Source organism: Psychroflexus gondwanensis ACAM 44 (assembly GCF_000355905.1).
Classification (GTDB): Bacteria; Bacteroidota; Bacteroidia; order Flavobacteriales; family Flavobacteriaceae; genus Psychroflexus; species Psychroflexus gondwanensis.
The window spans coordinates 36,240-48,729 of the sequence record NZ_APLF01000003.1; the positions used below are offsets into that span (position 1 = coordinate 36,240).

At 33.1% G+C, this 12,490-nt stretch carries 13 protein-coding genes; 6 read left to right on the top strand and 7 right to left on the bottom strand.

Annotation, left to right across the window (positions count from 1 at the left end):
* Positions 1-4: 4 nt before the first annotated feature.
* From PGOND44_RS02300 to PGOND44_RS02310, 3 genes are read right to left on the bottom strand one after another with little or no spacing between them, the layout of a single operon-like run.
* Entirely contained in the window at positions 5-1,369 is a 1,365-nt protein-coding gene (locus tag PGOND44_RS02300; RefSeq protein ID WP_003436170.1) for an HTTM domain-containing protein, read from the bottom strand.
* Positions 1,369-2,496, bottom strand: coding sequence for an imelysin family protein (locus tag PGOND44_RS02305; protein ID WP_003436171.1), 1,128 nt, complete (start codon positions 2,494-2,496; stop codon positions 1,369-1,371). The genes PGOND44_RS02300 and PGOND44_RS02305 overlap by 1 nt, the downstream gene beginning before the upstream one ends.
* Positions 2,497-2,518: 22 nt before the next feature.
* Positions 2,519-3,736 (bottom strand): DUF4856 domain-containing protein, encoded by a 1,218-nt coding sequence (locus tag PGOND44_RS02310; RefSeq protein ID WP_003436173.1) that lies wholly within the window; start codon positions 3,734-3,736, stop codon positions 2,519-2,521.
* Positions 3,737-4,238: 502 nt separating this feature from the next.
* On the opposite strand from PGOND44_RS02310, the gene PGOND44_RS02315 reads away from it, so the two are divergent.
* From PGOND44_RS02315 to PGOND44_RS02345, 5 genes are all read left to right on the top strand, one after another.
* Positions 4,239-4,700, top strand: a complete 462-nt coding sequence (locus PGOND44_RS02315; protein WP_003436175.1) for a hypothetical protein — start codon at positions 4,239-4,241, stop codon at positions 4,698-4,700.
* Between the two features lie 40 nt (positions 4,701-4,740).
* Positions 4,741-4,968: a hypothetical protein gene (locus PGOND44_RS02320; protein ID WP_003436177.1), complete on the top strand. Its 228-nt coding sequence runs from the start codon at positions 4,741-4,743 to the stop codon at positions 4,966-4,968.
* An 856-nt stretch (positions 4,969-5,824) separates the two neighbouring features.
* Positions 5,825-6,085: a type II toxin-antitoxin system RelE/ParE family toxin gene (locus tag PGOND44_RS02330; protein WP_262500707.1), complete on the top strand. Its 261-nt coding sequence runs from the start codon at positions 5,825-5,827 to the stop codon at positions 6,083-6,085.
* A 1-nt stretch (position 6,086) separates the two neighbouring features.
* Positions 6,087-6,377 (top strand): helix-turn-helix domain-containing protein, encoded by a 291-nt coding sequence (locus PGOND44_RS02335; RefSeq protein ID WP_003436180.1) that lies wholly within the window; start codon positions 6,087-6,089, stop codon positions 6,375-6,377.
* Between the two features lie 472 nt (positions 6,378-6,849).
* A complete protein-coding gene (locus tag PGOND44_RS02345) occupies positions 6,850-7,806 on the top strand; it encodes an AI-2E family transporter (RefSeq protein ID WP_262500708.1) in 957 nt (318 codons plus the stop codon).
* Positions 7,807-8,654: 848 nt separating this feature from the next.
* Here the strand turns inward: PGOND44_RS02345 and PGOND44_RS02350 are convergent.
* From PGOND44_RS02350 to PGOND44_RS15515, 3 genes are all read right to left on the bottom strand, one after another.
* Positions 8,655-8,993: a cupin domain-containing protein gene (locus PGOND44_RS02350; protein ID WP_003436190.1), complete on the bottom strand. Its 339-nt coding sequence runs from the start codon at positions 8,991-8,993 to the stop codon at positions 8,655-8,657.
* Positions 8,994-9,190: 197 nt separating this feature from the next.
* A complete protein-coding gene (locus PGOND44_RS02355) occupies positions 9,191-9,751 on the bottom strand; it encodes a helix-turn-helix domain-containing protein (RefSeq protein WP_051044067.1) in 561 nt (186 codons plus the stop codon).
* Positions 9,752-10,242: 491 nt separating this feature from the next.
* Positions 10,243-10,389, bottom strand: coding sequence for a lmo0937 family membrane protein (locus PGOND44_RS15515; RefSeq protein ID WP_003436194.1), 147 nt, complete (start codon positions 10,387-10,389; stop codon positions 10,243-10,245).
* A gap of 1,015 nt (positions 10,390-11,404) precedes the next feature.
* On the opposite strand from PGOND44_RS15515, the gene PGOND44_RS15520 reads away from it, so the two are divergent.
* Positions 11,405-11,560: a lmo0937 family membrane protein gene (locus PGOND44_RS15520; protein WP_003436198.1), complete on the top strand. Its 156-nt coding sequence runs from the start codon at positions 11,405-11,407 to the stop codon at positions 11,558-11,560.
* Positions 11,561-12,109: 549 nt separating this feature from the next.
* Here the strand turns inward: PGOND44_RS15520 and PGOND44_RS02365 are convergent.
* Complete coding sequence (locus PGOND44_RS02365) at positions 12,110-12,490, bottom strand: response regulator (RefSeq protein WP_040555746.1); 381 nt, start codon at positions 12,488-12,490, stop codon at positions 12,110-12,112.

A 12,490-nucleotide genomic window follows, 5' to 3' on the forward strand; every position in this document is an offset into this window, starting at 1 on the left:
CGACTTATAGTCCTTCTATTTTATCATTAAAAGGCAAAAGCCAATCTTTTGGGGCAAAACTATCTTTTATTTGCATTAAATCTATCTTAGGATCAATATAAGGCTGACTCAATCTACCATTTAACGCTACATAACTTTCTACAAATACCGCTATGTTTTGATGGCCCTGTGCTTCAAAATGATTTCCTAAAAAATGAGCGTATTCTAAAATAAAATCGGGTTGCGTACTCATTTGTTTTTCTTGAAAAGGGGTTAGAAAATCGCTATTGTCTATGGCAAATTGTTTTCCAGATTGGGTGTCTTTCACCGTAAATTGTGCATAACCTGCTTTTTCCATCAACATGACTCGCCATGAAAATCGATAGCCTTCTTCAGTCCAAAAAAGCTCGCCAGGATAGGCAAGATAACGCCATGGCAAAAGGGCTTGGATACATAAAAAAACAGCTATAGTGATAGGGGCAATTCTTGAAATCGATTTTTTTGTTGAATGCGAAGCCAACGCATCTATTTTTTCTTTTGAAATTTTAAACAACCTACTTATAAAAGCAAGTATTTTATGATGTAAAGATGCGTCAAAAAAGATAAGTGCACTTACAATCATGACGTAAGGGAAAATACCGATGGGAAACAGCACTCTGGTTAACACATGAAAGACAACTACAAGAGCAAAAGCAAACCAGCGGGTGCGTTTGTAGAATAATAAAAAAGGGATGAGTAAATCGTAGCCTGCACCTCCATAACTAAACGCGTAATGCACCCATTCCTGTTGCATTAGATCACCTAAGAATGGTATATCATATTTTGAGGGTAGCCATATTTTGAGAGGCATGGCTTCCACCAACCAATCGCTGTTGAGTTTTGCCAAGCCCGCATAAAAATAGACGATCGTCAACATCACCTTAAGACTATCAATAGTCCATTGAGGAACAGTAAATGAAGCTAGTGATGCATTTCTATAAGCATCGATAGAAAAATAACGATGGGCTGGAAGAAAAATCATCATAAAACTCACACAACTCACAAAGTAATAATGGTTGAGGTAAGTGGTTTTATCCATCAATTCTATGTAGGTAAAGCTTAAGAAGAAGAAGATAACGGCTACTCTATATTTATAGCCTAAGGCTACACATAAAGCTGAAATACCACAGACGGCGAATAGCCCATAGGTGAAGATCCCCAAGGGTTGGACCCACTCAAAACCATAATAACTAAAAGAAAAGGAAGGCTGAAGGTATAGCTTATCAATCCATCCATAGGACCAAAAGCGTATGACACTAAAGACCATCATCACTCCAAAGAAAACGCGAAAGACCGCCAAAGGGGCGGCCTCTACTTGATGCTTACAATATGTTATAAACCTATTGTTCATTAGTCTCCATCAGCGTCTACATAGTCTACGTCAATGCTTAGTGCTTGTAACATATCCACTTTGATAAAGACAACATTGCGTTGCAATTCATTATAGGTTTCTAACATTTTAGTGTTATCATTTTCAATTTGGATAGTAAAATTGTCGTTTAAGGTTTTCGCTTTTTCCGTAGACAAATTAAATTGTTCGTTTATTAAAACACTTAAATCATCCCCTTCTTTAATGGAGTTTAAAAAATCTAAATAATCTTTATAACCAACTCCTGCGGTAGTGCCATCAAAATGCTCTCCATTAAAAAAGTTTTGGGTGGTTTCTATAGAAGCCAACAAAAGTTCTTTGGATATGTCACCCTTGTAAAATGCTTCTACATTTTGGGGCAAAGGGTCGTTAGAAAAAATACCTGCTGGGATACCTACTTTTCCGGCGCGAAGAGATTTTTCGTAATAGTAAATAAAATCATTGGTCAATTTATCTACAGACCCATTAACCGAAGATGCTGTATTTGTAACAAAAGAATCTCTAAAAGGACCTGTCCAACTTGTAAGTACTTCTTCTGTTAGCGAGTGAATCGTTTGTGAAACAGTACTCAGTAAAGTTTTATAAGCTTCAGCATTGGTATGAGTTGTGTAAAAACCTAAGGTTTCTTCATTGGTCTCACCCAAACCGTAAAGGAGGTAATCTAAAGCGGGGAATCCTTGTGCATCAAACGAAGATGGAAGTGCTAAATTGACATTTCCATTTTCTATTTTATCATCAATTTTTGAAACACTGGTAGGATAAGCATTTAGCCTATTTCTATAGTTGATTTCCTCAGCTTTACCTACTTCAAAAAGCGATACCTCTTGAAAACCTACATAAGCATTAAACCAACTGTCTTGTAAGGATTCTAAATTAACAGGAGTTGGATTATCTACAAAGGTTTGTGTTGCGTCTTCAAGAGCGCTTGTTTTAGTTTCAAAATCTGTAAAGGCAGGAATAATGATGTTATCTGCCCAATTAGCTAGCATTACGCCACGATCAAAAGAAGGGTTTGTTCCTTCATCTGTAGTTACACTATCATCGTCGGAACAGGAGTAGGTTACTAAAGCACCTAAAGTTAATAAGGTTACTATTATATATTTTTTCATTTTCTTTTTTTTGATAAACCAATTAGTTACTTGCTTCTTCTACAGTAAAATTGAACCTTGCAGCTATTGTATTAGAAAGTTCGTCCAAAGTTTCAAATGAGATATCCCACAAGCCATCAGGAGAACTTTCAAGCATTTGGGTTAAATAGCCATCAATTTCTTCACTTGAAAAATTAGGCGCGCCTGTGTCTGGATTTCTAGTAAAACGCAAGCTGTAAATAAACCCATAGCCTTCAGATAGATCGTGAAGCGCTGCTCCTATATTGTTATTGTTAAATTGAACTTTTGCTATCTGTAAGTAGTACACCGCTCTAAAGCCTATCATTTCTGAAATTTCTTCACGGACTATTTCTATTTGCTCGTCTCTTAGTTCATAATTCTTCGCTACAATAGCTGCACGACCTAAGGCAAAAGCATCAAATACTCGCTGAGAAGCCCCTGCAAAATCTGGATCGTCTTCTTGACGTCCCAAATATTTATTCAAATAACTGTCATCCTCTCCAACGCTAAGCAATGGGTTTGCGGGGTTGGGAGCATTTCCAAAAATATAACCGTAGGCTTCATCCCATTTATGTTCCATGGTGGTATAGGGCTTTCCTTCTTCTGTGATGTCATTGGTGTTGTTTTCAATATTTTGTCCAGCATCCAAAACAGCTGTGCTAAAATAGTTGTTCAACATTTGGTCTGTCATTAAAGCACCTAACAATCCTTTTACAAAAGCTTGATCGTATTCCAATCCTTTGGCGTTAACGTATCGAGGAGTAGTACCTTCAGCAATCTGACCAGGTACGCCAGGTGCAGCTAAAGAATTCCACGCAGGAAAGACTTCATTTACTTGGCCTGCTATAAAAGTTTCAAAATCTTGTTGTATTTGAGCAGATTCTACAGTGTTAGCAGCAAAGAAATCGATAGAAGTGGCTACTTTGCTTTTTATATTTTTACCTGAATTGTTCAGCGCATCACTAGAAAAATCATTAGCGCCTTCTTCATGAGCGTACATTGCATTTAAAGACTCAACCGTACTAATGTTTGGGTCGAAAAAGGCAGTAATCATTTCTTCTGCCATTCGGATTCTAGTGGTTTGTCCACTAAAACTTACGGTAGACTCTCCGTCACGCTCAAAGGTATATTCCGTTGGTGTTGCGATTTCATTTTGAGTGTCTTGAAGTGTATCATCATCTTCACAAGAGAAGAATAAAAAAGAAGTTAGAGCTAAGGGGTACAAAAGTAATTTTTTCATTTAAAGTTATTTAGAGTGAATATAAATAGTCGACTATTAAAAGTGCAAAAATAAGTATAAAACTGACTTGCGCAAATTTATTTAGATTAAATCTAATTAAACATAATGTTAAAGTTTTAACTGTACTGCTTAATAAGTCTTGCACTATGGAGCTAGAGCTCGACTTTTTTTTGTTTAGTATTCAAATGCAAGCGATGAAATTATAGGTGTAAATAAAAATATGTGAAGAATTCAAAAGTGATGGAAGCTCACCTGTACTGGTATTGAAAGTGATCATATAACCTCACCTCATCATGGGGTAGTACTTAAATACATGGACAACTTAGTTAAATGTTGTGCTAATGAACTTCGTTTCGAAGAAGTCGAACCAAACGTTTTCATTAAGTAACTAGTTGGCATTCATTGATTTGTAATTGTTTTAATTATGATAGAAATCATGTATTTTAAATGATTTTATCACTAATTTCATTTAGTATTTTTTCTTCATTTAGTAATTAAGAGCATGAACCATTTTATAAACAGACCCAAATACGATTACATTCGGGAGGCCGACTGGCAAAAACTTTATATACTTACAGAGCATTGGAAATCTGATCTTTTATTTTATAAGCAAGATTTAAAATTTCTACACCACCTTATTGATAAATATTTTCTGTGGATATCCAAAAGCGAGAATATCGATATGGTTAGAGAGATTGAAGTTGACTTGCTTAAAGTCCATAAGCAAGGTGCTACTTTACTGGAAACTACACATAAACATTTACATCATTTAGCCGAGTTAATTGATAATCCATTTGCTTACGATTCTCATCAATTTAGAGCTGAACATGAAACCCTTGAAGATGAACTTACTGAATTTCTAAAAGATTTTAGAAGGAATAGAAAGGAGGTGTTTAAGATCACAGGACATATAATGGACGGAGAGGAACTTGTGCGCCAACTTAATATTTTTCCTAAAAAGTAAATGTTATCTTACAACTTCAAATTTGTAAACACGAGCAGCTATGAAAGAATTGCATACTATACTCCAAGAGATTACGGAGCTTACCACGAATATAGAGACCAATTATCCTGCACTCTACAGGTCTTTGGAAGAAAATCCAATTACTATTCCAGCGTCGAGTCAGCCTGATGTTGACAAAGTTGTCATGCAAGACTATTTGGAGAGTTTAAAACAATTATTGAAGCATCATTTAGAGACTCATAAAACAAATAAAAATAAAAAGGAGTAATAAGTTGAAGTGAGTTTTATTTTGTCATGTCAGACTAACTTAAAAGAGTAGCGCCTAGATATCGTTTTTTCGTCTACATCCTAATACGGGATTGCTTTTGCTTAAAGAGGACTATCTCAAGAGCATTTTAATTCGCTTGTAAAGCAAATTGGTAAGTTTGAACACGCAGTAAAACGGCTATAATTTGTGTGAATTTGTATTCAAACGTTTGGAAATAGATAATGATGCTTTTTTAGAATAGGTTTCTTTAGCAACTTCTTGCTATGACTAGCCTCAGGAGCGTTAAAATGTCCTGATGCTCTTGTTTGACTAATATAAATAGTTTGTCTTCTAAAGTTTTTATTTCCTTCTGGATTTGTTTTAAACTGCTTCCCAAATTGAGAAACCCCTTTTTTCCAACAATTATTTTTGAAAATAAATAGTGTCCCTGGAAATAATAATTGTTCTTAAAAATAACCATGGGTATGAAGATGACAGAAACCTGAGTTTACCCTATAAAGAAAAAGATAAAACAGAAGTATTGATATACATTCGTTGCATTAGAATCTTGAATGCAGCATTCTAGTAGTTAATTAAAAGCCCCTTGGAAAAAAGTATGCAGAAGTGTTAGTTTAGTTGAAAATAAAAACGACACCTATAATAAAGATATATCCTATACTCAAGATTTGAAAAAGGGTTTAAACATAAGAGGTGGCAACAATACTGGAAACTCTACCTTTTCCATCAAATTTTTGTAACTTATTTTGGAATTTGTACACTAGTTAGTTAACTATATATTGTGATAAGAAAAGTAGTTGCATACAAACAATATTTCGCTGACTTTTATAAAGCTTAAGACGAATAAGTTCGAGAAAAGATAGGATACGTTTTGGACTTGGTTCGATTTGAAAGACAAGTCCCTAAAAAATTCTTTAAGTACCTCGAAAACACAGAAGGAATATACGAAGTACGAGTGATTACGACCTTTAAGAGCATAAGGATTTTGTGCTTTTTCGATCATGGATATTTAGTAGTTCTTGCAAATTGTTTTATAAAGAACACTCAAAAAACACCGAAAAAAGAAATTAAACTTGCGGAGAAACTGAAAGAGGAATATCTAGAAGATAAAAATGAATGATATGAAAAATGTAACTGATTTTGAGGACATCCTCATTGGAACATACGGGAAAAAGGGAAGTCAAAAGCGAGACAAATATGATGCTGGCTCTCTTGCTTTTCGACTAGGCGTAATGCTAAAAGAAGCTCGTAAAGAAGCGAACTTAACTCAAGAAGAACTTGCTGAAAGAACTGGAACAAAAAAAAGCTACATATCACGAATTGAACGTGGTTTGAGCGATATTCAGATTTCCACTTATTACAAGTTAATTGAATTAGGACTTGGCAAACATCTGAACATTGAAATAGCCTAACGTAAAAAGTACAGTTGGCAACACGGTGTTAATTAATTGCTAGGTTACTGCCGACTTACGAACATTCCTGGGGAATATTCTGCCTGCCTGCCGGCAGGTCTGTGATTTATTTGCTGAATTGGTTGCTTAAATAAGTAACGGCTCATACACAAACACGTTACCATTTATTGTTGGAACCTACTCAGAATGGAAAAACACGACATAAATAAACAAGAGAAATATAAAATTTAAAATATGAAAAAATACATCATATCAATAATCGGCTTTGTAATACAATGTTTTGGTATTGGACTTATGTTATTCAATATTAATAGTGATACCCAAGTTTATTTATGGATTGGATTACCCATAGTATTTACTGGACTTTTTCTTATATTGATAGGGTTATTTTTAAATAGAAAACCAAGTCTAAAGTAACAGCTATGAAAACAAACTCTCTTTTCAAAATAAAGTATGGGTAGCAACTGGAATAATTGCTCTTGTAACAATTGTCTTGTTGCTTTTGAAAGTCACAATTAGCGTTTTTTTATTAGTATTAGCAGGAACTCTCATAGCTATATTTTTTAGAGGGTTGAGCAATTTGATTCAACGTAAAACAAAATGGAAAGAAGGCCTATGTGTGGCTATTTCAATTATAGGCACCTTGTTAATAGTCGCGGGATTATTCTGGTTGATTGGAGCAAAAATGCAAGAACAAATGGCTGAACTAATGGAAACGCTGCCTAAAACCATCGATAATGCAAAAGAGAAATTGAATAGCAGTTCAATAGGCGAAAAAATTGCGGATACGCTATTCTCTAAAGATTCAATGGATAAAGCACAAGCGTTTGCTGGAGAATTTTTCCAGTCCACATTTGGGGTGTTCGGAGATGTCTATGTGATTTTATTTATTGGAATTTTCTTCACCATTTCACCCAACACTTACACCAAAGGTATGGTGGCACTCATACCACCTAGAGGACAAGAAAAAGCAGATCAAGTCATAGATAAATTAGGCGAGCAATTACTTAATTGGCTCAAAGGAAAACTGTTTTCAATGTTTATTGTGTTTGTTTTGACAGCTATAGGCCTAGCTATTATAGGAATACCGCTTTGGCTCGTACTAGCTATTTTAGCAGGATTAATTAGCTTCATTCCCAATTTTGGACCATTAATAGCGTTTATTCCAGCTCTATTGGTGGCTCTAATGCAAAGTCCCCAAACCGCTGCTTTGGTTGCTGGGCTTTATATTCTAATTCAGTTTATTGAAAGTAATTTTATTACAACACTTGTACAGAAAAAATTACTAAACATGCCTCCGGCACTCATAATAATTGCACAGTTGATAATGGGTCTGCTCACAGGCGCATGGGGTTTAGTTTTGGCAACTCCAATTATTGTCATTGTAATTGTTTTAGTACAGGAATTATATCTTAAAAATAGAGATTAAATGTGTGACCGAAAACGGGACCTAAGAATTGGAAGCGTGTATTCATCACATTTCAGAATATTTGAACGCAGCCACTAAAAACGGATTCGAATTGGTTGAATTAAATGAATGGTTTGATGAAGAACAAATAAACGAAATACCAAGACGGATAGGAATAGTTTTACGAAAAAAGGACTGAGGGCAACAATGTACTGTGCTAAAAAAGTATAAAGACATTGTCTAATTATCCACACCATTTACAAAGGTCTAGATAAAGGCTTATATCTTTTCTGTTATTCGATTGCTTATAGATTTTCTTTGTAAAGCACTGGTTTGATTTTCTAGGACTTCAATAACCTCATCTTTATTGGCCGTTCGGCCTTTGAACAAGTAATCGTTTATAATATCTGATACTCTATTTTGGTTTATAGCCTCTGTTTTTACTTAACTCTTAGAGCGCCTTTTGGGCTTCTGCCCACCAAATAAAGGAGCATCTCTATTTCAGTAATTATTTTTGAAAATAATTACTGAACTAGCTGGATTCAAGCTATAAAATAATTATGATTCTGAAAAATAACTATGAATGCGAAGATGACGAAAACCTTTCTTTGCCCTATAAGGAAAAAGATAAACGAGTAGTGTTGACAAATAGTCGTTGGGCTATTTAATATTAAAAAAGTAAATTGTAATAAATTAAGTTAGCAACTTTTTTATTGCGTTAGAACTTTGGATGTAGCATATTAACAGTATTCAGTAATAAAATAAGTTCACCTAATAGTCATGGCTAACCCAGACTAAATCAAGAGAAAAATAGATGGGAGGGGTGATAATTACAAATGTGCTTTTACATTATATACGCTAGAAAGCTATTATTCATAACCACTTTTAATGATGGTTGAGATCATTTTGAACCGTTCATTGGCTTTAATCGTATTCATCGAATGAGCAGGTATGATTATGGATTGACCTTTTGCCAATGTCTGTGAATGATCGTCTATAATAATTTCGGCACTTCCTTCTATGATTTGTATAAACCTATCGAACGGAGATATTCTCTCTGTGATGTCTTCTCCTGTATCAACCGAAACGGCAGTTACATTTCCAGTCGTTTTCTTAATGATTGTTTTTATAACTACGGCATTGGGGACATACTCTATAATCTCAACGATAATAAATATTTCTGACTCTTCAACTTCTGACTTTTCCATTATTTAATTTAAAATATATTAAGATTTTAATGCTTTCGTATTCTCAGAATAGCAAAAAGTGAAGTTGATGATATTCTTCCAATAATCTTTTACAAAGTAATGGAGAATAGTTACAGAATTCTCACTCTTTTTTATGGATAATACTATTAAAAATTTGTAGGTTTTCCAAAAAGCTTTTTGAATTTTTTTGGCACAATTTACAAATCTTCCAAATTTCTGAAACGTTCTTTTTTCAGCTTTTTAAAGTAGGATGGCGTAAGTCCTGTAACTTTTTTAAACTGATTGGATAAATGGGCCACGCTACTGTAATTTAGTTTGTAAGAGATTTCAGTAAGATTTAACTCGTCGTATAACAAGAGTTCTTTAACTCGCTCAATTTTGTTGAGGATAATAAAATTCTGAATAGTCATTCCTTTCACTTCAGAAAATATATTTGCTAAATAGGTGTAATCATAGCCTAATTTCTCACTTATATAATCTGAGTAATTTACACTGGGCAATTCATCAGAATAATGAACCATTTCAACGATTATGGACTTAATTTTTTCAATAATAATTTTCCGCTTATCGTCCAGTAATATCAATCCATATCTTCGTAAGTTTTTATCTAATTGAGATCTCTGTAACTGACTGATATCTTCTAAAATTTCAACAGTTCCTAAGTCTACATTAACAAAATGCAATCCCAAATTTTGAAGTTCTTGTTTTACAACCATTTTACAGCGTAAACTCACCATAAATTTGATATATATGATCATTTTATAAAAATTGATGTTAAAACTAAGTAGAACGTTAAATTATTAATTGCCTTATATTTACATAAATTAATACTAAAATAGATGAATTATTCAAAATAAAAAAAACGGATTAGCTAATTTTTCAATATAACTAAATTTAAATCGTCATTCTGATTATTGAAGAGTGTGAACTTCAAACATTTCAAAAATGAAATCTTACACAGATTTAGCGTTGTAATTGATTTTATGACTTAAAAGATGAATTTTACTTAGCTTATTAAACAGCCACCGGCAATTTTCTCAAACCTTATTACATTAATTATAGTTCATACTTGTTAAAACTTATAGAGCAGCCTTTTGGGCTGCTCTATGCTATGAGACTAAGATCATTCACTTATAATTCCTAATGAAAATTAATAGGATGGGTCTTAGTGTAATGTAGGAATCGGTTTTCAAATAAAGGATATGTGGCTATTTATATATTTATTTAATGATAAATAAGTTATTAAACTTTAGGCCCCTCGTATAACACGAAATAAAACAGCAATGATTGCAATGATTAGAAGGACGTGAATGATTCCACCAGCTTGAAAACCTAAAAACCCTACGGCCCAGGCTATGACTAATATAACTGCTATAATGTAAAGTAAATTTCCCATAATTTCTGATGTATTAGTTAATAAACGTTTTTAATAGTTAAGTCACTAAGTGCTTCACCTAGTTCCTCCATGTCATGATTAAATTCGTCCCTAAAAGCAACCCATTTTTGATTGCCATTATTTTTATAGTCTACAAGTCTTTTTTTTAGCTTTATATTTTTATGTTCCAATTCAGACAACTTATTCTCCAATATAGCTTTGTTCTTTGCATTTTCTCTAGCAAGTTCTAGTTTGTATTCGGCAATTCTTTTATTATTCGTTTCAATTAATTTAGCCTACTCAGCTTTAAAATTTTCAATAGCACTATTCATTCTCAAAGTAACCTTGGCAAAGGCTTCTTTTGTATTCTGAACTTTATCCTTAGATATAGTTTGGCTGTTATCCTGCGTATTGCAACCCGTTAACATTATCCCTGTAGAAAAGATGATTGTAGAAATGATGGATAATTTAAAGTTCTTTTTTATTATTATTTTACTTTACAAATTTCAGAATAAAAAAAACACTATGTTATATAATATTTAGTAGTTGTTACACTATTCACACATTAGCGTCAGCCTAATCCAATATTTTTTGGTGTTGAGGGATTTGTATACTCCATATCACAGAAATTTCTTATGCACAATGATCAAAATAATTTTTGGTTTATAACATCGTACCTCTTAAGATCTATTCACTCATTTATTCTATTTCTCTATTGATGTAAATTTGAAGGAAAGTGAGATATATGTAAGATTTACAAGAAATCTTACAATCTTTTTCTGAAAGAGTACATTAACTTTACATTAACAATACTCATGCTAACACAAATATTAAATTAATGTGATAGATAGTGTTGCTTTATTAAAATGAATGATGAAAAAAAAGTACTTCTACAGGAATAATTTGACCATGTAAAACTTGTAAAAGAAAACTTATGAAGCATCTCGAACATTTGAAATAAGCCATTCAAAAATTATTTAAAAAAATACTTAAAAGAAAACACTAGCTATCTTTCTAATCTTCAAATCAAAAAATTATGGGAAATTTACTCTATGCCTTTGCAGTTATTCTGCTCACTCTATGGGCTATCGGTTTTATATTTTACGCTATTGGTTGGGTAATCCATCTTCTGCTTATTGTCGCAGTAATAGCAATTGCTTATAGAATAGTGAAAGGAAGGAAATGTCTTTAAACCGAAATTATTTAAAAACGAGGTCTGTTTTTTTTTACACTCTATATGACTTAAAATAAAATTGGCTTTCCCGTTTTCTGCACTAGTGATTAAAAATCCACGCATAAGGTTGCCAGATTTTTTTGGCTCGCCTTTAAAGGGTACAAAAATCCTAAGTCAGTTACTGGTTTCAAAATAATGCCACCCTTTAAGCTAGGGGCAAAGCGATATTTAGCTGGTAATTAATGTTTAGGGATGTTAACGGACCTGCGAAACTTGAGTGACTACACTACAAATTCAATGTATCCTAAACTTGAAGAATTGTTCAACAAACATCCAAAAACACAAAGAGTTAATCTTTAAAGAAAAAACTATAATCTAAACTCTTTCATTCACAAACTCACTCGCGTAGTTTTTATAACTAGCTATATTGTCAATTTTTTTATTTGATTTATAGGGGTTGAAGTAGTATCTATAAGCCCTAATTAATACAAATTAAGAAATCTACAAAGGGCCATGAAGGCATATAATACAATTCTGGAGTTGAGATGTGTAAGGTGTTGCAGATATTTATTTTATATTTTTGAGCATCTCAGCTTTCATTGGTTTACTAAAAAAATTCTTGACATAAGTATACTCTTCAGCTCTCCTTATGTCAGATGGATCTTTGGATGAACTGAGTAAATTGATAGTGCATCTTTCCTTTTTATCTTCAGGGAACTTGTCGAATTCATCTAGAAATTCAAAACCATCCATCTCAGGCATTTGTATGTCAAGAAATATGAGTTCAGGAAATGGTTCATTGTTACCAATCAAATTATTTAAAAACTCCAATGCGTCAACCCCAGAATCCATTACAGTTATTGAATCTGCTATTTTCGATTCCATAACAATTAATTTGTTGATGTAATTGTCAATTGTATTATCGTCGATAAGGAGAATATGTTTCAT